23 protein-coding genes are annotated in these 24,965 nt (G+C 74.1%); 12 read left to right on the top strand and 11 right to left on the bottom strand.

All coding sequences use genetic code 11. From position 1 onward, the window contains the following. Positions 1-236: 236 nt before the first annotated feature. Positions 237-1,097 (top strand): PHP domain-containing protein, encoded by an 861-nt coding sequence (locus ABZ693_RS00155; RefSeq protein ID WP_359871605.1) that lies wholly within the window; start codon positions 237-239, stop codon positions 1,095-1,097. Between the two features lie 217 nt (positions 1,098-1,314). Further along, positions 1,315-1,920 carry a MarC family protein gene (locus ABZ693_RS00160; RefSeq protein WP_359871607.1) on the top strand — a complete coding sequence of 202 codons (606 nt, stop codon included), beginning with the start codon at positions 1,315-1,317 and terminating at the stop codon, positions 1,918-1,920. A gap of 99 nt (positions 1,921-2,019) precedes the next feature. Here ABZ693_RS00160 and ABZ693_RS00165 read toward each other — a convergent pair whose 3' ends face one another. After that, the gene (locus tag ABZ693_RS00165) at positions 2,020-2,172 is read right to left on the bottom strand and encodes a DUF8834 family protein (protein ID WP_359871609.1); all 153 of its coding nucleotides are present in this window, start codon (positions 2,170-2,172) and stop codon (positions 2,020-2,022) included. Positions 2,173-2,396: 224 nt separating this feature from the next. Between ABZ693_RS00165 and ABZ693_RS00170 the strand changes: the two genes are divergently transcribed. Beyond that, entirely contained in the window at positions 2,397-3,236 is an 840-nt protein-coding gene (locus ABZ693_RS00170; protein ID WP_359872104.1) for an NYN domain-containing protein, read from the top strand. Here ABZ693_RS00170 and ABZ693_RS00175 read toward each other — a convergent pair. Continuing rightward, positions 3,148-4,137: an alpha/beta fold hydrolase gene (locus ABZ693_RS00175; RefSeq protein ID WP_359871611.1), complete on the bottom strand. Its 990-nt coding sequence runs from the start codon at positions 4,135-4,137 to the stop codon at positions 3,148-3,150. The genes ABZ693_RS00170 and ABZ693_RS00175 overlap by 89 nt on opposite strands. A gap of 82 nt (positions 4,138-4,219) precedes the next feature. Next, positions 4,220-7,288, bottom strand: coding sequence for a DEAD/DEAH box helicase (locus ABZ693_RS00180; RefSeq protein WP_359872106.1), 3,069 nt, complete (start codon positions 7,286-7,288; stop codon positions 4,220-4,222). A gap of 495 nt (positions 7,289-7,783) precedes the next feature. Here ABZ693_RS00180 and ABZ693_RS00185 point away from each other — a divergent pair, with 495 nt between their 5' ends. Then, positions 7,784-8,515 (top strand): ferritin-like fold-containing protein, encoded by a 732-nt coding sequence (locus ABZ693_RS00185; RefSeq protein WP_359871613.1) that lies wholly within the window; start codon positions 7,784-7,786, stop codon positions 8,513-8,515. Positions 8,516-8,648: 133 nt separating this feature from the next. Here ABZ693_RS00185 and ABZ693_RS00190 read toward each other — a convergent pair whose 3' ends face one another. From ABZ693_RS00190 to ABZ693_RS00205, 4 genes are all read right to left on the bottom strand, one after another. Further along, positions 8,649-8,918 carry a hypothetical protein gene (locus tag ABZ693_RS00190; protein ID WP_359871615.1) on the bottom strand — a complete coding sequence of 90 codons (270 nt, stop codon included), beginning with the start codon at positions 8,916-8,918 and terminating at the stop codon, positions 8,649-8,651. 196 nt (positions 8,919-9,114) lie between these two features. Then, entirely contained in the window at positions 9,115-9,342 is a 228-nt protein-coding gene (locus tag ABZ693_RS00195) for a DUF3107 domain-containing protein (RefSeq protein WP_359871617.1), read from the bottom strand. A 169-nt stretch (positions 9,343-9,511) separates the two neighbouring features. After that, positions 9,512-10,171: a TetR/AcrR family transcriptional regulator gene (locus ABZ693_RS00200; RefSeq protein WP_359871619.1), complete on the bottom strand. Its 660-nt coding sequence runs from the start codon at positions 10,169-10,171 to the stop codon at positions 9,512-9,514. Positions 10,172-10,419: 248 nt separating this feature from the next. Beyond that, positions 10,420-10,722, bottom strand: a complete 303-nt coding sequence (locus tag ABZ693_RS00205; RefSeq protein ID WP_359871621.1) for an Rv3202a family protein — start codon at positions 10,720-10,722, stop codon at positions 10,420-10,422. 186 nt (positions 10,723-10,908) lie between these two features. Between ABZ693_RS00205 and ABZ693_RS00210 the strand changes: the two genes are divergently transcribed. The 8 genes from ABZ693_RS00210 (at position 10,909) to ABZ693_RS00245 (ending at position 20,197) form a co-directional block, all read left to right on the top strand. Then, positions 10,909-11,898 carry an alpha/beta fold hydrolase gene (locus ABZ693_RS00210; protein WP_359871623.1) on the top strand — a complete coding sequence of 330 codons (990 nt, stop codon included), beginning with the start codon at positions 10,909-10,911 and terminating at the stop codon, positions 11,896-11,898. A 329-nt stretch (positions 11,899-12,227) separates the two neighbouring features. Beyond that, positions 12,228-13,262 carry a DUF3152 domain-containing protein gene (locus tag ABZ693_RS00215; protein ID WP_435842303.1) on the top strand — a complete coding sequence of 345 codons (1,035 nt, stop codon included), beginning with the start codon at positions 12,228-12,230 and terminating at the stop codon, positions 13,260-13,262. 209 nt (positions 13,263-13,471) lie between these two features. Continuing rightward, positions 13,472-15,178, top strand: a complete 1,707-nt coding sequence (locus ABZ693_RS00220; protein WP_359871627.1) for a DUF3492 domain-containing protein — start codon at positions 13,472-13,474, stop codon at positions 15,176-15,178. Next, positions 15,171-16,421: a hypothetical protein gene (locus ABZ693_RS00225; RefSeq protein ID WP_359871629.1), complete on the top strand. Its 1,251-nt coding sequence runs from the start codon at positions 15,171-15,173 to the stop codon at positions 16,419-16,421. Before ABZ693_RS00220 ends, ABZ693_RS00225 begins: the two co-directional genes overlap by 8 nt. A 211-nt stretch (positions 16,422-16,632) precedes the next feature. Next, positions 16,633-17,595: an NAD-dependent epimerase/dehydratase family protein gene (locus tag ABZ693_RS00230; protein WP_359871631.1), complete on the top strand. Its 963-nt coding sequence runs from the start codon at positions 16,633-16,635 to the stop codon at positions 17,593-17,595. After that, the gene (locus ABZ693_RS00235; RefSeq protein ID WP_435842304.1) at positions 17,583-18,335 is read left to right on the top strand and encodes a spherulation-specific family 4 protein; all 753 of its coding nucleotides are present in this window, start codon (positions 17,583-17,585) and stop codon (positions 18,333-18,335) included. Before ABZ693_RS00230 ends, ABZ693_RS00235 begins: the two co-directional genes overlap by 13 nt. 78 nt (positions 18,336-18,413) lie before the next feature. Next, positions 18,414-19,592 carry an adenylyltransferase/sulfurtransferase MoeZ gene (gene moeZ, locus ABZ693_RS00240; protein ID WP_359871633.1) on the top strand — a complete coding sequence of 393 codons (1,179 nt, stop codon included), beginning with the start codon at positions 18,414-18,416 and terminating at the stop codon, positions 19,590-19,592. A 398-nt stretch (positions 19,593-19,990) separates the two neighbouring features. Then, entirely contained in the window at positions 19,991-20,197 is a 207-nt protein-coding gene (locus ABZ693_RS00245; protein ID WP_359871635.1) for a DUF397 domain-containing protein, read from the top strand. Positions 20,198-20,281: 84 nt separating this feature from the next. Here the strand turns inward: ABZ693_RS00245 and ABZ693_RS00250 are convergent, their stop codons facing one another. The 4 genes from ABZ693_RS00250 to narH form a co-directional block, all read right to left on the bottom strand. Further along, positions 20,282-21,862: an alpha/beta hydrolase gene (locus tag ABZ693_RS00250; RefSeq protein WP_359871637.1), complete on the bottom strand. Its 1,581-nt coding sequence runs from the start codon at positions 21,860-21,862 to the stop codon at positions 20,282-20,284. Positions 21,863-21,963: 101 nt separating this feature from the next. Continuing rightward, complete coding sequence (narI, locus tag ABZ693_RS00255) at positions 21,964-22,689, bottom strand: respiratory nitrate reductase subunit gamma (RefSeq protein WP_359871639.1); 726 nt, start codon at positions 22,687-22,689, stop codon at positions 21,964-21,966. Continuing rightward, positions 22,689-23,432, bottom strand: coding sequence for a nitrate reductase molybdenum cofactor assembly chaperone (gene narJ, locus ABZ693_RS00260; protein ID WP_359871641.1), 744 nt, complete (start codon positions 23,430-23,432; stop codon positions 22,689-22,691). The genes narI and narJ overlap by 1 nt, the downstream gene beginning before the upstream one ends. Continuing rightward, entirely contained in the window at positions 23,429-24,964 is a 1,536-nt protein-coding gene (gene narH / locus ABZ693_RS00265) for a nitrate reductase subunit beta (protein ID WP_359871642.1), read from the bottom strand. Before narH ends, narJ begins: the two co-directional genes overlap by 4 nt. Between the last annotated feature and the right edge of the window lies 1 nt (position 24,965).

Below are 24,965 nucleotides of genomic sequence, written 5' to 3' on the forward strand. Positions count from 1 at the left end.
GCGGGGTGCGGGGTGCCCGGTGCCGGTGCCTTTGTGTGCGGGCCGCGCTCACACCCGTACCGGCAGACGCTCTGCGCCCATGCCGGTCCCCGACCTCACCCCGTACCGCCCCCTGGCGTCCCCCACCCCACCCCGTAAGGGGCGTCGGGTTTGTCGAGTCCGTACGAGGGCGTTCGATTCGCCCGTTATGCTGAAGCGTTGCTCTCGTCCGCCCCGAAACCCTGGAGTCCCGCGTCGTGCGTATCGACCTGCACACCCACTCCACGGCCTCGGATGGCACGGACACCCCCGCCGAGCTGGTGCGCAATGCCGCGGCCGCCGGGCTGGACGTCGTCGCGCTGACCGATCACGACACGACCCGCGGGTACGCGGAGGCGATCGCCGCGCTGCCGGAGGGGCTCACGCTCGTCACCGGCGCCGAGCTGTCGTGCCGCCTGGACGGGGTGAGCCTGCACATGCTGGCGTACCTCTTCGACCCCGAGGAGCCCGCGTTCGCCGCCGAGCGCGAGCTGGTCCGGGACGACCGGGTGCCGCGGGCGCGCGGCATGGTCGAGAAGCTTCGGGCGCTCGGTGTCCCGGTGACGTGGGAGCAGGTCGCCCGGATCGCCGGTGACGGCTCGGTGGGGCGCCCGCATGTCGCGGAGGCGCTGGTCGAGCTGGGTGTCGTACCGGATGTGTCGGGCGCGTTCACGCCCGAGTGGCTGGCGGACGGCGGCCGGGCGCACGTCGAGAAGCACGAGCTGGACCCGTTCGAGGCGATCCGGCTGGTCAAGGCGGCCGGCGGCGTGACGGTCTTCGCGCATCCGCTGGCGGTCAAGCGCGGCCAGTGCGTGCCCGAGTCCGCGATCGCGCGTCTCGCCGCGGCCGGTCTCGACGGCATCGAGGTCGACCACATGGACCACGACGAGCCGACCCGGGCGCGGCTGCGCGGGATGGCCGGCGAGCTGGGGCTGCTGGCCACCGGCTCCAGCGACTACCACGGCAGCCGCAAGACCGTCGGCCTCGGTGACTTCACGACCGATCCCGAGATCTACGGCGAGATCACGCGCCGCGCCACGGGTGCCTTCCCGGTGCCCGGCGCCGGCGGGCTCCGCTGACCCTCCTTTTTTCGGCCCGCGCTCTTCCGCGTATCCGGCCCGGCTGCCCTTCACCCACCCCGTCCCGCGGGGTGACCGGTGGGGTGCGCGCCCGGGCCATGGCCCCCTGATCTGACGTCCTGCGTGGGACCCCCATCCCGGCCCCATGCCGCCCTTTTTCCGGAATCACTCATTCCGGATGTCGTGTTCGCCCCTTTTCCCGCAAGGCCCATACACCGTGTTCGACGTCGCCGTCTTCGGCTCGCTCTTCCTGACCCTCTTCGTGATCATGGATCCCCCCGGGATCACGCCGATCTTCCTCGCCCTGACCTCCGGCCGCGCCACCAAGGTGCAGCGCCGGATGGCCTGGCAGGCCGTCGCCGTCGCCTTCGGCGTCATCAGCGTCTTCGGCGTCCTCGGCCAGCAGATCCTGGCGTATCTGCACGTCTCCGTCCCCGCCCTGATGATCGCGGGAGGTCTGCTCCTGCTGCTCATCGCGCTCGACCTGCTCACCGGCAAGACCGACGAGCCGAAGCAGACCAAGGACGTCAACGTCGCCCTCGTCCCCCTGGGCATGCCGCTGCTGGCCGGCCCGGGCGCGATCGTGTCCGTCATCCTGGCCGTACAGAACGCCGACGGCTTCGGTCAGCAGATCTCGGTGTGGAGCGCCATCGTCGCCATGCACGTGGTGCTGTGGGTGACCATGCGCTACTCGCTGCTGATCATCCGCGTCATCAAGGACGGCGGCGTCGTCCTGGTGACCCGGCTCGCGGGCATGATGCTCTCCGCCATCGCCGTCCAGCAGATCGTGAACGGCGTCACCCAGATCATCCAGGGAACCTGATCCCGGCCGACCCCCGAGCGGCCCGGACAGCACTGCGCCCCCGTACGGATTCCGTCAGCGGAGTCCATGCGGGGGCGCGGTGTCCAAAGGCGGTAGCCGCTACGAAGCCGAGGCGTCGGCCGGCCGGATCCAAATGCGCTGGCCGATCGCTGCGGCCTGCTGCACGATCCCGTTGACGGAGGCGGCGTCGACGACGGTCCGGTCGACGGGCGTACCGTCGATGTCGTCGAGGCGCAGGATTTCGAAGCGCACAGGCTTCTCCCTTCGTCGAGTGATCCTCCACATGGAGAACTGGGGTTACATACCTACTCAACGAGGTGTACCACCCAAACATTCCCTACGCTAAGGAAATTTTTCGGATGACTAACTACTCGCTGGTAGAGAGCGACGGGCCGGACGAGCCGCCCGACGGGCGGACGGCGGCGCTGGCCGCGGTCGAGGCACGCCTGGAGCACACCAACGAGCTGCTGCGCCGCATGCTGGCCGAGGTGGCGAAGACCCCCTCGACACACGCGATCTTCGTCGACGCCGGGTACGTGTACGCCTCCGCCGGCCTGCTGGTCGCCGGAACCGAGGACCGGCGCAACTTCGACCTCGACGCCGAAGGTCTGATCGACGCCTTCATCGACACCGCGCGCACGATCTTCGCCGACAGCCGGCTGCTGCGCGTCTACTGGTACGACGGGGCCCGCCGCCGTATCCACACCTCCGAGCAGCAGGCCATCGCCGAGCTGCCCGACGTCAAGGTGCGCCTCGGCAACCTCAACGCCAACAACCAGCAGAAGGGCGTCGACTCCCTCATCCGCACCGACCTGGAGTCCCTCGCCCGGCACCGGGCCATCAGCGACGCCGCCCTCGTCGGCGGCGACGAGGACCTGGTCTCGGCCGTCGAGGCCGCGCAGGGCTACGGCGCGCGCGTGCACCTGTGGGGCATCGAGGCCGCCGACCACGGCAACCAGGCCGACCCGCTGCTGTGGGAGGTCGACAGCCAGCGCGTCTTCGACCTCGACTTCTGCCGGCCGTACGTGACCCGCAAGCCCGTCACCCTCTACGAGAACGAGAACGCGCCGCTGCCCTCCCGCGAGGACGTCGCCTTCGTCGGCGCGCGCATCGCCGCCACCTGGTTCGCCGAGCGCGGCCGCGACCGGCTGGCCGAGCTGCTGCCCGGCCACCCGTATCTGCCCGGGCCCGTCGACGGCGAACTGCTCACCGAGGCGGAGCGCCTGCTCAAGCGCTCGCTGCGCGGCCACCCTCCGCTGCGCCGGGCGCTGCGCGACGGTTTCTGGCAGCACCTGCGGATGGTGTGCCAGAACTGAGGTCCCGGGAGCCGAGGCCGCGCGAGCGAGGATCCCGCGCGGCGAGGTCCCAGAAGGCGGTGAGCCGCGCCGCCAGCTCCACCGGGTGCGACACGTTGGGGGAGTGGCCGGCGCCGGCCACCACCGTGTGATGGGCGCCGGTACGGGCGGCGGCCGCCGCCAGGTCCGGCACCGGCCAGACCGTCTCCTCCGCCCCGTACGCGATGTGCAGCGGCAGGGGCAGCGCCCGCAGCGCCGCCGTCCCGTCCGGGTCGCCGACCAGCAGCCGGCCCGCGCCCGCGAGCTGGGCGATCCGGGTGCGCATCCAGCGGCGGCGCAGGAACCGTACGATCTCCGGCGGATCCGCCGCCCCCGGCTCCTCGCCGCGGGTGTCCAGCCAGCGGGTCGCCGACCAGACCCGTTCCTTCGACAGCAGCGCGAGCGCGGTGCGCAGCGCGCGGACGCGGACCCGCTGGCCGCGGGCGACCCGGCCGGGGCCGGAGGAGAGCAGCGTCAGGGAGAGGTACGCCTCGGGGGCGAGGTCCGCCGCCGCGCGGGCCACCAGGCCGCCGAAGGAATGGCCGAGCAGATCCACCGGGCCGTCGCCGAGCGCCGCGGCCTGCGCCACCGCGTCGAGCGCGAGCGCCTTGCGGCGGTAGGCCGCCCGGCCGCGCGGGCCCGGGGTCTCGTGCTGGCCGCGGCCGTCGACGGCGACCGCGCGGTAGCCGGCCTCGCTCAGCGGCCCGAGCAGGGCCAGGAAGTCCTCCTTGCTGCCGGTGAAGCCGGGCAGCAGCAGCGCCGTGCCGTGCCGGGGGACGCCGGCGGGCGGCGCCGTGTCGAGGACGGCGAACTCGCCGCGCGCGGTGGACAGCCGGTAGGTGCGGGTGCGGGGCGGCAGCGCCAGGGAGCGGGGCTTGCTCATGAAAGGACTGTAACCGGAGCCGTACGCACCGCGGCCCGGTCCCTCGACGAGGAACCGGGCCGCGGTGCGGTCATCGCAGCCGTCACGCCTCGGGCGCGGCGGCCTTCTTGGTGGCGCGCTTGCGCGGCGCCGCCTTCTTCGGCTGCTCCGCGGCGGCCGGGGCCTCCGCGGTCACGGCCTCGACGGCCTTCTTCGCCGTACGACGCCGGGGCGCCGTCTTCGGCTCGGACGCGTCCGGGGCCACGGCGGCGACCGCCTTCTTCGTGGTCGCGCGCTTGCGGGGCGCGGCCTTCTTCGGCGCCTCGGCCTCGGCCTCGGCGGCGACCGGCTCGGCGGCGACCGGCTCGGCGGCCGGGGCCGCGACGGTCTTCTTGGCGGTGGCGCGCTTGCGCGGGGCCTTGGGGGCCTCGGCGGGCGCGTCGGCCTCGACGACCGGCTCGGCGGTGACGGCCTTCTTGACGGTCCGCTTGCGCGGGGCGGCCTTCTTCGGCGCCTCGGCCGGGGCCTCGTCGGCCTTCGGCTCGGCGACCGGCTCCGCGACGGCCTTCTTGGCGGCCGCGCGCTTGCGCGGCGCCTTCGGGGCCTCGGGCTCCGCGGCCGGCTCGGCGGCGACGGGCTCGGCGGTGACGGCCTTCTTGACGGTCCGCTTGCGCGGGGCCGCCTTCTTCGGCGCCTCTGCCCTGGGCTCCTCCGCCTGGGGCTCGGCGGCCTGGGGCTCGGCGGCCTTCGGCGCCTCGGCCTTCGGCTCCGCGACGGGCGCGGCGGCCGGGGCCGACTCGACGATCACCACGGCACCGGTGCCCGCGGTCGACGTCACCGGGCTCGACGCCCGGCGGGTCGCCCGGCGACGGGCCGGCTTCGGCTCCTCCACCGGCGCGGCGGCCACGGGGGCCACCGGCTCCTCGGCCTTCGGCGCGGCGGCGGGCTCGGCGGTGTCGGTCACCGGGCGGGTGACCCGGCGGCGGCCCCGCGGACCGGCCGAGGCCGGTGCGGCGGCGACCGGCGCGGCGGTGGCCTGCGCGGGAACGGCGGCCGGGGCGGTCGCGGCGGGAGCGGCGGCCGTACGGACCGGCTTCCGCTCCTGGGCGGCCTGGGCCGGGACGACCGCGGCGGCGGCCAGCGCGGCGGCGGCCGACTCCACGGTCTGGAAGGACACGCCCTCCTCCGTACGGCGCGGACGCACCGGACGCTTGCGCGGCGCGGAGGCGGGCGCCGAAGCGGCCCGCTGACGCGGCTCGGCGACGGCCGGCGCGGCCGGAGCCTCGGCGGTACGGCCACGGCCACGCGAACGGCGGCCACGGCCACCCTCGGCGGCGGGGGCCTCGGCGCGCGGCGTCTCGGCCGGCGCGGTCACCGGAGCGGCCTGGGCGGCCGGCTCGGCGGCCTCCGCGCGCCCGCCACGACGGCGGCGCGGGGCCTCCTCCGTGACGGTGACGGCGGGAGCGACATCGACGGGCGCGGACGCGGACACGGTCTCGGTCACGGCCTCGGCGGTCGCCGGGGCCGTACGGGCCTCGCCACCACGGCCACGACGTCGGCGGGGACGGCCTTCGGCGGCCGGGGTCTCCACGACGGGGGTCTCGACGACCGGGGCCGGGGCGACCGGGGTCTCGACGGCGGCCGGCTGCGCGGGCTCCACCGTCTTCACGGGCTCGGGAGCCTCGGCCGGCTCCACCGGGGCGGCAGCGGGGGCCGGGGTCGCACCCGCGACCGGCACACCGGCGCCGACTCCGCCACCACGGGTACGGCGGCGGCGCGGGCGACGCGGACCGGCCGGCGCCTCGGCACCGTCGGTCGCCTCGGGGGTGGTCTGGTCCACGGCCACGGGAGCGGTGGTGGTCGCCGCGTCGGCGACACCCTCGCCACTCCGCGTACGGCGGCGCTGGCGCGGGGTGCGGGCCGGACGCTCCTCGGCGGCCTTCTCGCGCTCCTGGCGTCCGCCGCGGCCACGACGGCCGCCCGGCTCGCCCAGGTCCTCGATCACCTCGGCGTCCAGACCGGCACGGGTGCGCTCGGCGCGCGGCAGTATGCCCTTGGTGCCGGCGGGGATGTCGAGGGCCTCGTAGAGGTGCGGCGAGCTGGAGTACGTCTCGACCGGGTTGTGGAAGTCGAGGCCGAGCGCCTTGTTGATCAGCTGCCAGCGCGGGATGTCGTCCCAGTCGACGAGGGTGATCGCCGTACCGCTCGCGCCCGCGCGGCCGGTTCGGCCGGTGCGGTGGAGGTAGGTCTTCTCGTCGTCGGGGATCTGGTAGTTGATGACGTGGGTGACGCCCTCGACGTCGATGCCGCGGGCGGCGACGTCGGTGGCGACGAGCACGTCGACCTTGCCGTTGCGGAAGGCGCGCAGCGCCTGCTCGCGGGCGCCCTGGCCGAGGTCGCCGTGGACGGCGCCGGAGGCGAAGCCGCGGCGCTCCAGCTGCTCGGCGATGTCGGCGGCGGTGCGCTTGGTGCGGCAGAAGATCATCGCGAGGCCGCGGCCGCGGGCCTGCAGGATGCGGGAGACCAGCTCCGGCTTGTCCATGTTGTGGGCACGGAACACGTGCTGCGCGATGTTGGCGTGGGTCACGCCCTCGTCGTCCGACGAGGTGGCGCGGATGTGCGTGGGCTTCGACATGTAGCGGCGGGCCAGACCGATGACGGCGCCCGGCATGGTCGCCGAGAACAGCATGGTCTGACGCTTCGCCGGAAGCATGCTGAGGATCTTCTCGACGTCGGGCAGGAAGCCCAGGTCGAGCATCTCGTCGGCCTCGTCGAGGACGAGCGTCTTGATCTTCGACAGGTCGAGCTTGCGCTGGCCGGCCAGGTCGAGCAGGCGGCCCGGGGTGCCGACGACCACGTCGACGCCCTTCTGCAGCGCCTCGACCTGCGGCTCGTAGGCCCGGCCGCCGTAGATGGCGAGGACGCGCACGTTGCGCACCTTGCCGGCGGTCAGCAGGTCGTTGGTGACCTGCTGGCACAGCTCACGGGTGGGGACGACGACGAGGGCCTGCGGGGCCTCGGTCAGCTCCTCGGGGGTGGCACGCCCGGCCTCGGCGTCGGCGGGGACGACGACGCGCTCGAGGATGGGGAGGCCGAAACCGAGGGTCTTGCCCGTACCGGTCTTGGCCTGGCCGATGACGTCGGTGCCGGACAGGGCGACCGGGAGCGTCATCTCCTGGATGGGGAAGGGGGTCACGATGCCGACGGCTTCGAGGGCCTCGGCGGTCTCGGGAAGGATCCCGAGCTCTCGGAAAGTCGTACTCAGGGTGCTGCCTCTTCTGTGAGACGCGGCGCGAGGCGAACGAAGGGGGTCTCACCGTGCCGCAATCCGTCGGCGGGATCGCGAGGATCACCGCCCGGTAGGGCGCGGGACCACTGCCGTCGCTCGAGCGTCGTGCCGCTGAGGGGCCCTTCCGCGGGTCCGCCGGAAGGGTTGTCGGGCCGGAGCCGATCGGGCCACCGACCGGGCATCCTCATTCATGAGTCGGCCTCCTGGGTACGTCCGAACGTGCGAAAACTTGTCCGCATACTCAGCAGGCGCATTACCACTGTACCCCGGAATCGCGCAGGTGTGTCGGGAGAATTCCGGACGAGGCCACGGTCACAGGGCCGCACCGGCGCGGACCGGGCCCCGGGCGGACCGCCCGAGCGGGCTATTGTGCGGCTCATGGAGACGCCTGACAACGCCACACCCACCGGTATCGCCGCCCAGGACTGGGCCACGGCCTCCGCCGTGCCGCAGTACCGCGCCGCCGTGATCGACCTGCTCGGCGCGCTCGCCTACGGCGAGCTCGCGGCCTTCGAGCGGCTCGCCGAGGACGCCAAGCTGGCGCCGACCCTCGCGGACAAGGCGGAGCTGGCGAAGATGGCCTCCGCCGAGTTCCACCACTTCGAGCGGCTGCGCGACCGGCTCGCCGCCGTGGACGCCGAGCCGACCGAGGCCATGGAGCCGTTCGCCCGCGCGCTGGACGACTTCCACCGCCAGACCGCCCCGTCGGACTGGCTGGAGGGCCTGGTCAAGGCGTACGTCGGCGACTCGATCGCCAGTGACTTCTACCGGGAGGTCGCGGCCCGCCTCGACTCCGACACCCGCGCCCTGGTGCTGTCGGTCCTCGACGACACGGGCCACGGCAACTTCGCCGTCGAGAAGGTCCGGGCCGCGATCGACGCCGACCCGCGGGTCGGCGGCCGGCTCGCCCTGTGGGCCCGCCGGCTGATGGGCGAGGCGCTGTCGCAGGCGCAGCGGGTGGTCGCGGAGCGCGACGCGCTGTCGACGATGCTGGTCGGCGGCGTGGAGGGGATGGCCGCGGGCTTCGACCTCGCCGAGGTCGGCCGGATGTTCTCGCGGATCACCGAGGCGCACACCAAGCGGATGGCCGCGCTGGGCCTCGCCGCCTGACGCCGTCTCTTCTGATCTCCCGCAGGCTGTACGTACGCGGTCGGCGCGTCCCGCACGGGATGCCCGGCCGCGTCGTGGTGTCCGCGCCGTGACGACGCCTCAGCCGCGGGTCCGCCGGCGGCCGGAGGGTCCGTCAGACGGTGGCTGAGCGGCGCAGCCGTCGCGCGGCCGGCCGCAGCAGCAGCGACAGCAGGACCGCCGCGATCGCGACGGCGCCGACGAGAGTGGCCAGGAAGTGCCCGGGCCCGAGCGCCCCATGGGTCACGAGCGCGCCGAAGACCGCGCCGAGCGCGCCGGTGAGGAGCACGGCGCCCCGCACGGGGAGGCGGCCGGCGAAACGGTGCGCGGCGGCCCAGGCCAGTGCGGCACCGAGCAGGGCGGAACCGAGAGCTTCCAGGAACACGGGGGATCACCTCGCGGGGGATGCGGGGCGGGCAGTGCGGTCACACCCGTCCTACCCGGTCACTCGGGATGACAATCCTCTCGGCGCCCCCGGCCGACCCTGATCCGACCCTGAGATGTCCGCGGGTGTCCGCGTAGCCGAAAGGCCCGGCGGACTCACGTCCACCGGGCCTTTCACACGCCTTCGGGCGCGTCGCTCAGAGCGCGCCGAAGCCCACCCGGCGCACCGCCGGCTCGCCGAGCTCGACGTATGCGATCTTGTCGGCCGGTACGAGGACCTTGCGGCCCTTCTCGTCCGTCAGGCTGAGCAGCTGCGACGTGCCCGCGAGAGCGTCGGCGATCGCCTTCTCGACCTCCTCGGCGGACTGTCCGCTCTCCAGCACGATCTCCCGGGGTGCGTGCTGCACGCCGATCTTGACCTCCACGGCTATGTCCCTCCGAACGGTCAGCCTTGCGCGAGGATCCCGCGCCGTACCAGCCCACATTAGCCCGGTGAGGGGACGGGCACGGCCCGCGTACGGCACGCCAAGAGCGAACAGGGCCTGTCACCGGCCCCGTGGGGCGCGGTGACAGGCCCTGTCCTCGCGTGCGCGGTCAGTGGCCTTCGGCGGTCAGCTGTCCGTCGGTGGCGTGCAGCGGGAAGCCCGCGATGCCGCGCCAGGCCAGCGAGGTCAGCAGGGCCACCGCCTTGTCCCGGGGCACCGGGGACGAGCTGGACAGCCAGTAGCGGGCCACGACCTGCGAGACGCCGCCGAGGCCGACGGCCAGCAGCATCGACTCGTCCTGGGAGAGACCGGTGTCCTCGGCGATGACGTCCGAGATCGCCTCGGCGCACTGCAGCGAGACCCGGTCGACGCGCTCGCGCACGGCCGGCTCGTTGGTGAGGTCGGACTCGAAGACCAGCCGGAAGGCGCCGCCCTCGTCCTGGACGTACGCGAAGTAGGCGTCCATGGTGGCCGCGACGCGCAGCTTGTTGTCCGACGTGGACGCGAGCGCGGTGCGCACCGACTGGAGCAGGGCCTCGCAGTGCTGGTCGAGCAGCGCCAGGTAGAGCTCCAGCTTGCCCGGGAAGTGCTGGTACAGCACCGGCTTGCTCACGCCGGCCCGTTCGGCGATGTCGTCCATGGCCGCCGCGTGGTACCCCTGGGCGACGAACACCTCCTGGGCCGCGCCGAGGAGCTGGTTCCTTCGGGCACGGCGCGGCAGGCGCGTGCCCCGAGGGCGTGCTGCCTCTGTCTGCTCGATGGCGCTCACGCCGCCTCCCAAAGATCGATCCATGCGCGCATTGGCGTCGCGCCCGCCATCGTACTTTTGGGTAACGCGGCCGTGCGCGGTGCGCACGCAGAATTTCACGGACCGGACGCCCAGGGCGAGGGGGAATGGTCATCTCCCTGGGAACACGGTCCCGGATCCGTCCGTCTTCCGGACTCCGCCGGCCCGGGATCCGGCTGCCGGCGCCTTGCCCGTCCGGCGTCCGGGGGCCGGTTCCGTCCGGCCGCCGTTCAGCGGTAGTCCTCCTCGTCGGCCGCGACGACCCGGCCCTGCTCGACGATGTCCGCGTCGTTCGCCTGGTCGCGGCGCCGCCGCAGCCGGCGCAGCGGCTCGTCCTCGCGCTGCTGCACTTCCTTGCGCTGGTCCGCCGCGTCGGCCTCCGGCACCTCCTCGTCGATCGGGACGTCGTGCTCCGAGGGGAACGTGTGCCGCTCCTCGGCGCCGGTGCCGCCCTGGGCGCCGTCCGGTTCGCGGGCGTCGTTCGCCTGATGCGCCTCGTTCGCCTCGTTCGCCTCGTGCGGGTCGGCGGTCATGCGGCTCCTTCCGTCGAGCGGGTCCGCGGGCCGGGGGCCGGTGGGCCGGTGGATCGGTGTGCCAGGGGGCCGGCGCTGGTCGCCGGGCCTCCCTTACGAGCGTAGGAGCTTCGCCGGAGGGCCGCACCCGAGCCTGTGACGGCGCACACACGCATCCCGGCGTGATCGTCTCGTAATATCGCTGCCATGTCCTCGACCGAGCTGCCGGAAACCCGGACCGCCGACGCGCCACCCGCGACCCGGCCGTCCCGCACGGCGCGGATCGCCGACGGCGAGGAGCTGCGGTCCGTGGCGCTGCCCGGACTCACCCTGGCCGTGCGGAGCCGCCCCGGCGACCGCCCGGGACTGCCGCCCGCGCTGTACGTGCACGGGCTCGGCGGCTCCTCGCAGAACTGGTCCGGCCTGATGCCGCTGCTGGCCGACCTCGTCGACGGCGCCGCGGTCGACCTGCCCGGCTTCGGCGACTCGCCGCCGCCGGACGACAGCAACTACTCGGTGACCGGCCACGCCCGCGCGATCATCCGGCTGCTCGACGCCGAGGGCCGCGGCCCGGTGCACCTGTTCGGCAACTCGATGGGCGGCGCGGTCGCCACCCGGGTCGCCGCCGTGCGCCCCGACCTGGTGCGCACCCTCACCCTCGTCTCCCCGGCGCTGCCCGAGCTGCGCCCCCAGCGCTCCGCCTGGCCGACCGTGCTGCTCGCGGTGCCCGGGGTCGCGGGCCTGCTCGCGAACCTCACCAAGGACTGGACGGCCGAGCACCGGGTGCGCGGGGTCCTCTCCCTCTGTTACGGCGATCCGCGCCGGGTCACCGAGGAGGGGCTGCGCGAGGCCGTCGAGGAGATGGAACGCCGCCTGGAACTCCCGTACTTCTGGGACGCCATGGCCCGTTCCTCGCGCGGCATCGTCGACGCGTACACGCTCGGCGGCCAGCACGGTCTGTGGCGGCAGGCGGAGCGGGTCCTCGCCCCCACGCTGCTGGTGTACGGCGGGCGCGACCGGCTCGTCTCGTACCGGATGGCGCGCAAGGCGGCCGCCGCGTTCCGCGGCTCGCGGCTGCTGACGCTCCCGGACGCGGGGCACGTGGCCATGATGGAGTACCCGCGGGCCGTCGCCGCGGCGGTACGGGAGCTGATCACCGACGCCGGGAGCGAGGCGGCGGCCGAGGGCGGGAGCTGAACCGGACCGTGGGACGACATCGTCGCAAGAACCCCGACGCGCCGGCGGACGAGACCGGGCGGACGGAGCGGGCAGGACAGGCGGGGGCGGGTGCCGGGCCGGGGACGGGGCGACGCAGGCGGGCCGACGGGCCGGCGCCGCTCCCGCATCCGGACCAGGGCCCGGACCAGGGATCGAGGCAGGGCCCGAGGCAGGGACCGGCCCAGGGCCCGGGGCAGGTTCCGTACCCCGCTCAGGGGAGCCCCGCCGGGCGCCCGCGGGCGCCGTACGGCACGGCCGCGCCCGGCGGTCCCGCCGTACGCGGCGGGCATCCGGCGCACGACGAGGGCGTGACGCCCCCGCCGCCCGCCCGCTACCCGTATACCAAATCCGGCCCGGCGGCCCCCTTCATACCCGCGCCGCGCCGCGCGGCCCCGCCCGCGCCGCCGCTGCCGTCGCCGCCTTCCCCTCCGGCCCCGACGGCGGGCGGGACGATCGAGGCCGGCGACGACGAGCGGCCGGAGCCGGCCGAGCCGGCCGGCGAGAAGCAGGAGAGCCGGAGCGGCGGGGTCGGCCGCACCCTCACCGGGATCGCCGCCGCCGCGATCACCACCGTCCTCGCCGTGGTCGTCGCCGGGCAGGTCGCCGACAGCGAGCCGGGCGGCACGTCCCAGGCCCGTTCGGCCGACGGCGCCCCCAGCCGCGCGGGCGGGGAGCACCCGGGCCGCTCCGACGACCGGGGTGCACAGGCGAGGCCGGCGATACCGGCGAAGGCCGCGCCGCCGACGTACGACCAGCTGATGGCCCGGCCGTTCCCGATCGACCCCAAGCTGAAGGGGCCGGGGCGGTTCGAGACCGTCCCCGGCGCCGACAAGGCGCCCGGGCGCGGGCACAAGATCCGCTACCGGGTCGACATCGAGAAGGGGCTCGGGCTCGACGGCCGACTGTTCGCGCAGGCCGTCCAGCGCACCCTCAACGACCGGCGCAGCTGGGCCGGCGACGGCGACATGACCTTCGAGCGGGTCTCCGGCGGGACGCCGGACTTCGTGATCACCCTGGCCAGCCCGGGCACCACCGGCACCTGGTGCGCGAAGTCCGGTCTGGACACCACGGTGGACAACGTCTCCTGCGACTCCGCCTCCACCGAGCGCGTGATGATCAACGCGTACCGCTGGGCCCAGGGCTCGGAGACCTTCGGGCAGCAGGAGATGCACGCGTACCGGCAGATGCTCATCAACCACGAAGTCGGGCACCGGCTCGGCCACGGCCACCAGAGCTGCCGTACACCCGGCACGCTCGCGCCGGTGATGCAGCAGCAGACCAAGTCCCTGGACATCGACAACATCAAGTGCCGCGCCAACTCCTGGGTGCACCCGGACGCGTGACGCCGCGTCAGCTGTGCGCGGAGAGTGATCCGGCCGCCCCGTAGCGCGACGAAACGCGCGCGGGGCGGGAAAGTCACGCGCATTCACCCCTTCCGGTGGTGCGACGGACAACCGTCCATCACGCCCCCCGTTCGTCCGCTTACGTTCATCCCGCCGCGGGTCACCGGAGCGACCGGTGACCGCCGTCGCGGGAGAGCGGAGGTGTACCCATGCGGATCGGACTGCTCACGGAGGGTGGCTATCCGTATGCCACGGGTGAATCCGCCCTCTGGTGCGACCGGCTCGTCCGCGGGCTCGCGCCGCACACCTTCGACGTCTACGCGCTGACCGGCGACGCCGGCCAGGAGCCGGCCGGCCGGCTGCCGCTGCCGCCCCACGTCCGCGCCGTGCGTACCGCCGCGCTCGGGGACGCCGAGGGCGGGGGGCCGGGCGGACGGAGCGACCGGTGCGGGTACGGGCGGCGGGAGCGGGGGCGCTTCGAGGCCGCGTTCGCCGACCTCGCGTACGGCGTCTGCGCCGGTGACGTCGACACCGGAGCCGGGCCGCACGCGGACCCCGCCGAGCGGTTCGCCGCCGGGCTCTACGCCCTCGCCGAACTCGCCCGCGCGCACGGCGGACTGCCCGCCGCGCTCCGCTCCGAGACCGCCGTCCGCGTCCTGGAGTCCGCCTGCCGCGCACCCGGCGCCCGCCGGACCCTCGCCGCCGCCACCCTCCCCGACCAGCTGGCCGTCGTCGAGCAGTGGGAGCGCCTCCTGCGCCCGCTCTCCCTCGACTGGTACGACGCGTCCGACGGCCTCGGGCGCGTCGACCTCTGCCACGCCGCCTCGGCCGGGGCCGCGGCCCTTCCCGGGCTGGTGGCCAAACGCTTCTTCGGCACCCCGCTGCTGGTCACCGAGCACGGCTCCCGGCTCCGCGCCCACTACCTCGCCACCGCGGGCGCCCCCTTCACCACCCCCGTACGCGCCCTGCTCGCCGCGTTCCACGGCCGGCTCGCCGGCGAGGCCTACCGCCGGGCCGACCTGCTCACCCCGGGCAACGCGCACACCCGCCGCTGGCAGGAGCGCTGCGGCGCCGACCCGGACCGGCTGCGCACCGTCCACCCCGGGATGGACGCCGAACGCTTCGCCGAGACCGGCGAGCACGAGGACAGCGGCGACCCGGCGACCCTCGCCTGGATCGGCCGGGTCGAACCCGCCAAGGACCTCGTCGCCCTGCTGCACGCCTTCGCCGCGATACGGCGCCGCCAGCCCGACGTCCGGTTGCGGATCATCGCCGCGCCGGTACGGGACGCGGACGCCGCCGGGTATCTCGCGCTCTGCCGGAGCCTGGCCGCGCAGCTCTTCCCGGCCGAGGCGGCGGGCGCCCACGCCGCCGGCGAGAGCCCGGTGTCCTTCGAGGAGCTGGGCAGCCCCGAGGCGCCCACGCTGGAGGACGCGTACGCCGCCGGCGCGGTCGTCGTGCTCTCCAGCGTCGCCGAGGGCTTCCCCGTCGGCCTGGTCGAGGCCATGCTCTGCGCCCGGGCCACGGTCTCGACCGACGTCGGCGCGGTCGTCGAGGTCGTCGGCGGCACCGGGCTCGTCGTCCCGCCGCGCAACCCCACGGCGCTCGCGGACGCCTGCCTCGCGCTGCTGCGCGACCCCGGGCGACGGCACCGCCTCGGCGCCGCGGCCCGCGCCCGGGCCCTGGAGCTGTTCACGGTCGAGCAGAACCTCGCGGCGTACCGCGGCCTCTACCTCGAACTGCTCTCCCACGCTCCCGTCCGCCACCGCGCCGCCCCCGGCGTGCCCTTCGCCCACCCGGCCGAGTCCCACGTGCCGGGCAGCTGGGCGGACCGGCCGGCCGCCCCCGCCATGTCGGCCCCCGTGACGGCCACCGCCACGACCGTCGCCGCCGCCCCGGGAGACCCCGATGCCTGATGAAGGAGGCACCCCCATGCGCGGCCCCGCCGCTCCCACCAGCCCCGGCCCCTGGGACTCCCGCTCCCGGGCCCTGCTCACGGCCGCCGCGCCACCCGTCCCCGTCGCCGACCCGGCCGTTGTCGCTGCGGAAGCGATTCAGCAGACGCCGGCCCGCCCCGCCCGCCCGGTACGGCGCGGCCCCGCCGACCCGGTCACCTCGCTCCTGCACCGGCACCGCGCCCTGTGCGAACGAGCCGTCGACCCGCTGGAGATCGCCGCCGGACTGGAAGCGTGGGGCATGACCGACCGCACGGCCGCCCGGTTCCGGCACCGGGACGTGTTCTCCCTCGCCGAGGAGCTGTACGCGCGCGTGCCCCATGACGAGATTCTTCCCGTACCTCCCGCCCCGCCCCGCACTCCCTGGACCGGCCGGGCCGGCTGGACGCTCGCCGCCTGCGCGCCCGGCGCCGTCGCGGTCCTCGCCCTCGCCGGACTCGCCCTCACCACCGGGCCGGTACGGCTCGTGGCGGGCGTGCTCGGAGCCCTCGCCACCGGCGCCGCCCTCTCCCTCGCCGTACGCGAGGGCCCGCTGCGCGCCCCCGCCCGCCCGCTGCCCACCCTCCCGCTGTGGACCCTGTGGCTGCTCGCGTACGCGGCGGCCGGCGACGGGTTCCTCGACCAGGTGCTGCGCGGCGGACCCGACCACGCCCCGGCCGTCGTCACCCCCTGGGGCCCGGACGCCCCCGGCGGCGCCTGGGTCCTCGACACCGGCCCGCTCCTCGCCCTGGCCCTCTCGGTCGCCCCCGCCGCCTGGTGCGCGCACCTCTTCGCCGTCCGCGCCCGGAGCGGACTCGTCACCAGCCGCGGCCTGGCCGCCTTCGCCGCGCGGACCCGCCCCCTGCTGCTCGGCGCCGTCGCCGGCCACCTCGCCGTCCTCACCGGGCTGCTCCTGCTCACCGGCTTCCACCCCGGCGCCCTCGCGCTCGGCGTCCTGCTGCTGCTCGCCCGGCTGCTCACGGCGTACGGCCTCGCCGAGGCGGCCGGCGCCGTCCTCGCCACCACCTGCGCCGCCGAGGCGGTCGCCGTCGCGAGCGTCCTCGCCTCCCGGCTCCCGGGCTGCACCGCCCTCGGCGTCCCGGTCCGCGCCGTCACCGACCTGTGGGGCCCGGCGGCACTGCCCGTCCTGCTCTGCGGCACGGCGGCCCTCGCCCTGCTCGTCCACGCCACCACGGCGCTCTCCCGGGCCTCGGCCCACGCCTGAGGCCGCGCCCCGGGTCCTCGCGACCCCGCCCCCGTACCCCACGACCCCACGAGACCCCCCACGCGCGCGTCCGCCGAGCCGACGAGACGGCCGCGCACCACCCGTAACCGAACACCTTCCTAGGAGACGGATCAGACATGACGCACCACCTCCCCACGACGGCCGCGCACGCGGCCACGGCCGCGGCCGGTCGGCACGAAGGGGTCGCGCGATGAGGGTGCTGCTGCTCGGAGCCAACGGATTCATCGGCCGGTTCGTCGCGGACCGGCTGCTCGCCGACCCCGCCGTCCACCTGACGGCGCTCGGCCGCGGCGACGACGCCGACGTACGGTTCGACCTCGCCACCGGCAGTCCCGGCGCGCTGACCCGCTTCTTCGACGCCGTCCATCCCGGAGTCGTCGTCAACTGCGCGGGCGCCACCCGGGGCGGGGCCCGCGACCTCACCCGGCACAACACCGTCGCCGTCGCCACCGTCTGCGAGGCGCTGCGCCGCAGCGGCTGCGGCGCCCGCCTGGTCCAGGTCGGCTGCGCCTCCGAGTACGGGCCCAGCCAGCCCGGCTCCTCCACCGCGGAGGACGCCGTGCCCCGCCCCGGCGGCCCGTACGGCGTGTCCAAGCTCGCCGCGACCGAACTGGTCCTCGGCTCCGGGCTCGACGCGGTCGTGCTGCGGGTCTTCTCGCCGGTCGGCCCCGGCACCCCGGCCGGCTCCCCGCTCGGCCGGCTCGCCGAGGCGATGCGGCGCGCCATGCAGGCCGGCGACAGCGAACTGAAGCTCAGCGGCCTCGGCGTGCAGCGCGACTTCGTGGACGTACGGGACGTGGCCCGGGCCGTGCACGCCGCCTCGCTGTCCGCCGCCCAGGGCGTCGTCAACATCGGCACCGGCCGGGCCGTGAAGCTCCGCGACGCCGCCGCCGTCCTCGCCCGGGTCGCCGGCTACCCCGGGCAGCTCCACGAACTCGACGGCCCGCCGCCGCGCGCGGTCATCGGCGCCCCGCGCACCGAGGCCACCATCGCCGAGCAACTGGCCGCCGCCCCCTACCCGTACCCCGACGGCTGCGGGCCCTGGCAGCAGGCCGACGTCCGCACCGCGCGCGACCGGCTCGGCTGGCGCCCCCGGATCAATCTGGAGGAGTCCCTGGCGGACATCTGGATGGAGGCGGCGTGCCGCATCTGACCGCCGCCGGGGCGCTCAGGGCGGGGGCGGCGGTCGGCATGGGGGTGGGCGTCCCCGGATACGCCCACCCCCTGCTCGCCCCGGAGGAGTGGGCCGCACTGGCCCGCCCCGGCGCCCCGGTGCACTGGGCCGTACTCGACGTCGCGGGCGGGCCGGGCGACCGGCCCGACCCGCACTGCCGGAAGACGGCCGGTCTGCTGCGGCGGGCCGGCGTCCGGATCCTCGGCCACATAGGCATGGCCGGCGGGACTCGCCCGTACGAGGAGGTCGTCGCGGACGCCGACCGTTTCCTCGACTGGTACCGGGTCGATGGTTACTATCTGGACCGCTGTCCCACAGAGCGGACGGATTTACCCGAAGTGCGGCGGATCGCGGCGACCTTGGAGACGCTGGGGGACGACGGGGCCCATCTGGTCCTCGGGCACGGCGTCCACCCGTATCCGGGCTACGCGGAGACGGCGGACCAACTGGTCACCTTCTCCGGCCCCTGGGACGAATACCGCTGGTCACAGGCGGCGTTGTGGACGGCCGACTACCCGGCGGAGAAGTTCGTCCACCTGGTGCACGGGGTGCCCCGGACCCATCTGGAGGAGGCGCTGCGGGTCGCCCGCTGGCAGGGCGCGGGCACGGTCTTCATGACCGACCATCGGGCCCGTCCCGGGCATAACGCCCCATTTCAAGCGCTGCCCGGCTACTGGGACGAAATCGTCTCGCGGATCGGACGGGGAGTCTCGGAATGAAATAAGGCGTGGCACTGTTGAGCGGAGAACGATGACAGTCCCGTTCCCCGCGCCCGCGGGGATGACCTTGGAGTCCCCGTGTCGCTGCCACCCCTGGTCGAGCCGGCTGCCGAGCTCACCGTCGACGAGGTCCGTCGGTATTCGCGCCACCTGATCATCCCGGACGTCGGGATGGAGGGCCAGAAGCGCCTGAAGAACGCGAAGGTTCTCTGTGTGGGCGCCGGCGGCCTCGGCTCGCCCGCCCTCATGTACCTGGCCGCGGCCGGTGTCGGCACGCTCGGCATCGTCGAGTTCGACGAGGTCGACGAGTCGAACCTGCAGCGTCAGATCATCCACAGCCAGGCCGACATCGGCCGTTCCAAGGCCGAGTCGGCGCGCGACAGCGTGCTCGGCATCAACCCGTACGTGAACGTGGTCCTGCACCAGGAGCGGCTCGAAGCCGACAACGTGCTGGACATCTTCGGCCAGTACGACCTGATCGTCGACGGCACCGACAACTTCGCGACCCGCTACCTCGTCAACGACGCGTGCGTGCTGCTCGACAAGCCGTACGTGTGGGGCTCGATCTACCGCTTCGACGGCCAGGCGTCCGTCTTCTGGTCCGAGCACGGCCCCTGCTACCGCTGCCTCTACCCGGAGCCCCCGCCGCCGGGCATGGTCCCCTCCTGCGCCGAGGGCGGCGTGCTGGGCGTGCTGTGCGCGTCCGTCGGCTCCATCCAGGTCACCGAGGCCATCAAGCTCCTCGCGGGCATCGGCGAGCCGCTGGTCGGCCGTCTGATGATCTACGACGCCCTGGAGATGCAGTACCGCCAGGTCAAGGTCCGCAAGGACCCGAACTGCGCGGTCTGCGGCGAGAACCCGACCGTCACCGAGCTCATCGACTACGAGGCCTTCTGCGGCGTCGTGTCCGAGGAGGCCCAGGAGGCGGCGCTCGGCTCCACGATCACTCCGAAGCAGCTCAAGGAGTGGATGGACGACGGCGAGAACATCGACGTCATCGACGTCCGCGAGCCGGGCGAGTACGAGATCGTGTCGATCCCCGGCGCCCGCCTGATCCCGAAGAACGAGTTCCTCATGGGCACCGCCCTCCAAGACCTCCCCCAGGACAAGCGCATCGTCCTGCATTGCAAGACGGGTGTCCGCAGTGCGGAAGTCCTCGCCGTCCTCAAGGCCGCGGGCTTCTCGGACGCGGTCCACGTCGGCGGCGGCGTGATCGGCTGGGTCAACCAGATCGAGCCCCACAAGCCGGTCTACTGAGCCGTCGGCCGCGTGCCGGCCGGCTGAGCGCGCAGGGACGTAGGGAAGGGGGTCGGATCCGCGAGCCGGATCCGGCCCCCTTCGTCATGCGCGCGAAGGCGCTCGCGAGGTGCTGATGACGCGAAGCGCGCCCTTCGGGGTGATCGTCAGCCGCTCCTCGCGACTCGCGGGCCAGCAGTGGCCCGCATCTTCGGTGGGTCGTGCGGGTGGTTGCGGACTTCGACCTTCAGACCGAAGCGCCATCCCAAGAGGAATCCGTGGCCATGATCGAGCAGGTACGAAAATCCCCCAGCAGCTCGGGACCAAGGCGGGGCTTCGTTGTGGTCTGGCTGAGGCCGCTGACACGGCGTACCGTGCGCGAAGGACCCCCTGCGAGTCTTCGCGCGAAAGGGCACCAGATGCCGACCGAGTCTCCCTGCTGGTTTACGTCCTCCTACAGTGGCAACGGCGGCGCGTGTGTGGAGGTCGCCACGAACCTTGTCGCCTCGCGCGGCGTCGTTCCCGTCCGTGACTCGAAGGTCGCGGGCGGGCCTTCGCTCAGCGTCTCCGCCGCCGCGTTCTCGTCGTTCGTCGCCTGTGTGAAGGCCGGCCGTCTCGGCGCCTGACCCGCTTGCCAAAGGCCCCGCCCCGCACCCGAATCGTGCGTGAGGCGGGGCCTTGGCGTGCTGCCGTGAACCGGCCTTCGCTGTTCAGCGGCAGACCGTGCCGGACTTCGGGACGCGGCCGTCGAGGAGGTACGCGTCCGTCGTGGTCTTCACGCAGGCGTTGCCGCTGTTGTAGGCGCCGTGGCCTTGGCCCTTGTAGGTGAGTTCCACGCCGACGCCCGGGCCGAGGGCGTTCACCATCGAGCGGGCGCCCTCGTACGGGGTGGCGGGGTCGCCGGTGTTGCCGATGACGAGGATGGGGGCGGAACCGGGGGCCGAGACGTCCGGGTGCTGCCAGGTGCCGGGGACCGGCCAGTGGGCGCAGCTCGCGATGCCCCAGCCCATGTAGTCGCCGAAGACCGGGGACGCCTTCCGGAACTCCGGGAGCTTCGCGCGGGCCTGGTCGAGGGTGTAACGCTCCTTGTAGTCCACGCAGTTGATGGCGGCGTTGGCGGCCTGGAGGTTGCTGTACGCGCCGTTCTGGTCGCGGCCGTTCATCGAGTCCGACAGGGCGAGCAGCAGTGCGCCGTTGCCGCCGTCGGCCTCGTCGAGGCCCTGTTCGAGGTAGGGCCAGAACTCCTTGGAGTAGAGGGACTGCGCGATGCCGTTGGTGGCCTGGGTCTCGGTGAGCTGCCGGCTGCCGATGCCCGGGATGGGCTTCTTGTCGAGCGAGGCGAGCAGGTCGGTGACGAACCGCTCGATCTCCGCGACGGAGGAGCCCGGCAGCACGCACTGGTCGCCCCTGTTCAGGCAGTCCTGCGCGAAGTTGTCGAGCGCGAGCTGGAAGCCGCGCGCCTGGCCGAGACCGCCGCCGACCACGCCCGCCTTCGGGTCGACGACGGCGTCGAAGACCGCCCGGCCGACGTTGTGCGGGAAGAGATGGGCGTAGACGCCGCCGAGTTCGGTGCCGTACGAGATGCCGAAGTAGTGGAACGTGGAGTCGCCGAGGACGCGGCGCATCAGGTCCATGTCGCGGGCGGCGTTCTCGGTGCCGACGTACGGCAGTTGGGTGCCGGAGTTCTTCTGGCAGGCCGCGGCGTACCGCGCCTGCGCGTCCGACAGGGTCTTCTGCTCCGCCGCGTCGTCCGGGGTGAAGTCGAGCGCGTAGTAGGCGTCGAGTTCGGCGTCGGACAGGCACTCGACCGGTTTGCTGCGGCCGACCCCGCGCGGGTCGAAGGAGACCAGGTCGTAGCGGGAGCGCAGACTCTCGAAGTCGCCCGCGAAGCTGGGCAGACCACTGACGCCGGAGCCGCCGGGGCCGCCGAAGTTGAAGATCAGGGAGCCGATCCGGTGGCTCTGGTCGCGGGCCTTGGCGCGGATGAGGGCGAGGTCGACCGTGCCGCCGTCCGGTTTGGCGTAGTCGAGCGGGGCGGAGAGGTACGTGCACTCCCAGGATCCGCCGCCGGGCAGCGGCGACGGGGCGGGCCCGCCGCCCTCGGCCTCGTTCGGCGGCAGACAGGGCGCCCACTCCAGCTTCTGCGCCGCGAGCCGGTCCAGGCCGGTGGGGCCGTTGCTCGCGGGCGGCGCGGTCTTCCGCGAGCCGTCGGAGCAGCCGGCGGTCCCGGCGGTCAGCAGCAGGGCGGACGCGGTGATCAGCGCGGCGCGCTGGGCGGCGGAGATCGGCATGGCTTCATCCTCGGCCGCCCGCCGGACCTCCGCGCGGGGCGCTGGGCCATGCGGGTGGCCCCCCCGCCCGGCACCAGCGCCCGCGCCCCGTTTCGCCGGCCCTACCGCACCCGCTGCCAGCCCGGCCGCGGCTCGCGCTCGCCCAGCTGGCCGGGCCGCCGGCGCCGGTAGACCACGAACGGCCGGAACAGGTACCGCACCGGCGCCGCGAACATGTGCACGAGCCGCGAGTACGGGATGAGCGCGAAGAGGGTGAGCCCGAACAGCACGTGCAGCCGGAAGGCCAGCGGCGCGTCCGCCATCAGCGCGTACTCGGGATCGAGCGCGAACAGCGAGCGGAACCACACCGAGACGCCCTCGCGGTAGTTGTAATCGTCCGTCTGCCCGGTCGAGTTGAGCACGGTGGCCACCAGTCCGAGCGTCATCGCGCCCAGCAGCACCGCGTACATCACGCCGTCGCTGCGCAGGCTCGCCCGCCGTACCGCCGGCACCCGCAGCCGCCGGTAGACGAGGATCCCGATGCCCGTGGCGGCGGCCAGACCCGCGACGGAGCCCGTCGAGACGGCCATCAGGTGGTACGCGTGGTCGCTCAGCCCGAGCGCGTCCGTCCAGCTCATCGGGATCAGCAGCCCGACCACATGGCCGAGCACCACGAACACCATCCCGAAGTGGAACAACGGGGAGCCGATCCGCAGCAGCCGCGACTCGTGCAGCTGGGAGGAGTGGGTGGTGATCCCGAACCGGTCGTAGCGGCCGCGCCAGATACCGCCCGCGACGAGCAGCACGACCGCGACATAGGGCAGCACGCCCCACAACACGAGGTCCATCAGTGCACCGTTCCTTCCGTACGACGCGGATGACGCTCCCGGCGCTCCTGCCGAGCGGCGCCGGGACGCGGGGCCGGCCAGGGCAGGTCCACGCCCGGGCCCTGTGGTTCCAGACCGGCCAGCAGGTCGAGCCCGGGCCCGGGGCCGACCACGAGGTCCGGTCCGGCCGGCCCGTCCAGACCCACCAGCTCGCGCGGCGGGCCCGAGCGGGCCAGCGCCTTCGCCTCCTCCTTGGTGCGCGGCGATGGGCCGGGCAGCGTCGCGCACACGGCCTCGACGACCCGGGTGTACGGGGTGTCCGCCGCGTCCAGGGCCAGGCGCAGCAGTTCGAGCCCGGCCCGGTGCTCCTGGAGCAGCTCCGTCCCGGCCTCGACGCACTGCCCGGCGAACTCCAGGGCCGCCGGCAGGAAGTCGGGCAGCTCCTCGCCGCCGAACTCCAGGCCGTGCCGCCGGTAGATCCGCTTGATCCGGACGAGGGAGAGGCCGCGCCGCCGGGTGTCGCCGTCCGTCCACCACGTCAGGTAGAGGCAGCGCCGGTTGCGGGTGTCGAAGGTGTCGGAGTAGTGCGCGGCCATCTCCAGCGGCTCGGTGGCCGCCACGTGGTCGAGGAAGCCGGTCAGGCCCTCCGCCCCCGGTGTGTCCGCCACCACCTCGCGCAGCAGCGGGAGTTCGGCGTACAGCCGCTCGTCCGGGTACGCGAGGCAGCGGGCGGCGACCAGCCGGATCAGGGCGTCGTGGTTCATGCGTCGGTCCTCCGGGTCCGCCCGAGGTTGAGCATCACGCGGCGGCCGTTCCCGCCGGTCTCGCCGACCGGGCAGGTGTCCTCCAGGGGCAGCGGGTGCGCGGTCGCCAGATCGTCGGCGTCCCGCCGGGCCGCCGTCGGGATCACGTACCGGTCCTCGTACTTGGCGATGGCGAGCAGCCGGAACATGTCCTCCATCTCCTCGCCGGTCAGTCCCACGGCCTTGGCGATGGTCTCGTCCCGTTCCTCGCCGAGGTTGACCGCCCGCATGTAGGAGCGCATCGCCGCCATCCGCCGCAGCACCGCCTCCACCGGGTACGCGTCGCCGGCCGTGAGCAGTTCGGCCAGGTACTCGACGGGGATCCGCAGCGCGTCGATCGCGCCGAAGAGATTGCCCGCGTCCTCGCCGTCGTGCCCGGTCGCGGCCACCGCGTCGACGACCGGCGAGAGCGGCGGCACGTACCAGACCATCGGCATCGTCCGGTACTCCGGGTGCAGCGGCAGCGCCACCTGGTAGGTCGCGATCAGGTCGTACACGGGGGAGCGGCGGGCCGCGTCCAGCCACTCCTCGGTGATGCCGGACGCCCGGGCCGCCTCCGCGACGGCCGGGTCACGCGGATCGAGGAAGCACTCCAACTGGGCGGGATACAGGTCGTGTTCGTCCTCGACGGCCGCCGCCTCCGCGACCCGGTCGGCGTCGTAGAGCATCACGCCCAGGTAGCGCATCCGGCCCACGCAGGTCTCCGAGCAGACCGTCGGCATGCCGACCTCGACCCGCGGGAAGCAGAAGGTGCACTTCTCGGCCTTGCCGGTGGCGTGGTTGAAGTAGACCTTCTTGTACGGGCAGCCGGTCACGCACATCCGCCAGCCGCGGCAGGCGTTCTGGTCGACGAGGACGATGCCGTCCTCCTCGCGCTTGTACATCGCGCCCGACGGACAGGCCGACACGCAGGCCGGGTTGAGGCAGTGCTCGCAGATCCGGGGCAGATAGAAGAGGAAGCTCTGCTCGAACTCGAAGCGGATCTTGTCGCCGACCTCCTTGCGCACCTTCTCCACCAGCGGGTCCCGCGGCCCGTGTTCGGGCGCGCCGCCCAGGTTGTCGTCCCAGTTCGGGCCCCACTCGACCTTGTCGAGCGGTGCGCCGGTGAGCTGGGAGACGGGCCGGGCCACCGGCAGGTCGTCGCCCGCCGGGGCCTCGGTGAGGTTGCGGTACTCGTACGTCCAGGGCTGGTAGTAGTCGTCGATCTCGGGCAGTTCGGGGTTGGCGAAGATCTGCCCGAGCCGCTTGAGGCGCCCGCCGGCCCGCAGCCGCAGCCGGCCCGAACGGGTCCGCTCCCAGCCGCCCTTCCACCGCTCCTGGTCCTCCCAGCGGCGCGGGTAGCCCTGTCCGGGCAGCGTCTCGACGTTGTTGAACCACACGTACTCGGTGCCCTGCCGGTTCGTCCACGCCTGCTTGCAGGTGACCGAACACGTATGGCAGCCGATGCACTTGTCGAGGTTCATCACCATCGCGATCTGAGCCATCACGCGCATG

Origin of the sequence: Streptomyces laurentii (genome assembly GCF_040635425.1) — a bacterium.
Taxonomy (GTDB): Bacteria; Actinomycetota; Actinomycetes; order Streptomycetales; family Streptomycetaceae; genus Streptomyces; species Streptomyces laurentii.

What these genes read in the sequence shown, in the direction of transcription:
- narI (WP_359871639.1), bottom strand. Translation starts at nt 22,689, where the DNA reads ATGGACCTCGTGTTGTGGGGCGTGCTGCCCTATGTCGCGGTCGTGCTG.
- ABZ693_RS00245 (WP_359871635.1), top strand. Translation starts at nt 19,991, where the DNA reads ATGCCGACCGAGTCTCCCTGCTGGTTTACGTCCTCCTACAGTGGCAAC.
- ABZ693_RS00180 (WP_359872106.1), bottom strand. Translation starts at nt 7,288, where the DNA reads ATGACGCTCCCGGTCGCCCTGTCCGGCACCGACGTCATCGGCCAGGCC.
- ABZ693_RS00210 (WP_359871623.1), top strand. Translation starts at nt 10,909, where the DNA reads ATGTCCTCGACCGAGCTGCCGGAAACCCGGACCGCCGACGCGCCACCC.
- ABZ693_RS00175 (WP_359871611.1), bottom strand. Translation starts at nt 4,137, where the DNA reads ATGAGCAAGCCCCGCTCCCTGGCGCTGCCGCCCCGCACCCGCACCTAC.
- narJ (WP_359871641.1), bottom strand. Translation starts at nt 23,432, where the DNA reads ATGAACCACGACGCCCTGATCCGGCTGGTCGCCGCCCGCTGCCTCGCG.
- ABZ693_RS00205 (WP_359871621.1), bottom strand. Translation starts at nt 10,722, where the DNA reads ATGACCGCCGACCCGCACGAGGCGAACGAGGCGAACGAGGCGCATCAG.
- ABZ693_RS00185 (WP_359871613.1), top strand. Translation starts at nt 7,784, where the DNA reads ATGGAGACGCCTGACAACGCCACACCCACCGGTATCGCCGCCCAGGAC.
- ABZ693_RS00225 (WP_359871629.1), top strand. Translation starts at nt 15,171, where the DNA reads ATGCCTGATGAAGGAGGCACCCCCATGCGCGGCCCCGCCGCTCCCACC.
- ABZ693_RS00250 (WP_359871637.1), bottom strand. Translation starts at nt 21,862, where the DNA reads ATGCCGATCTCCGCCGCCCAGCGCGCCGCGCTGATCACCGCGTCCGCC.
- narH (WP_359871642.1), bottom strand. Translation starts at nt 24,964, where the DNA reads ATGCGCGTGATGGCTCAGATCGCGATGGTGATGAACCTCGACAAGTGC.
- ABZ693_RS00230 (WP_359871631.1), top strand. Translation starts at nt 16,633, where the DNA reads ATGAGGGTGCTGCTGCTCGGAGCCAACGGATTCATCGGCCGGTTCGTC.
- ABZ693_RS00170 (WP_359872104.1), top strand. Translation starts at nt 2,397, where the DNA reads ATGCTGGCCGAGGTGGCGAAGACCCCCTCGACACACGCGATCTTCGTC.
- ABZ693_RS00220 (WP_359871627.1), top strand. Translation starts at nt 13,472, where the DNA reads ATGCGGATCGGACTGCTCACGGAGGGTGGCTATCCGTATGCCACGGGT.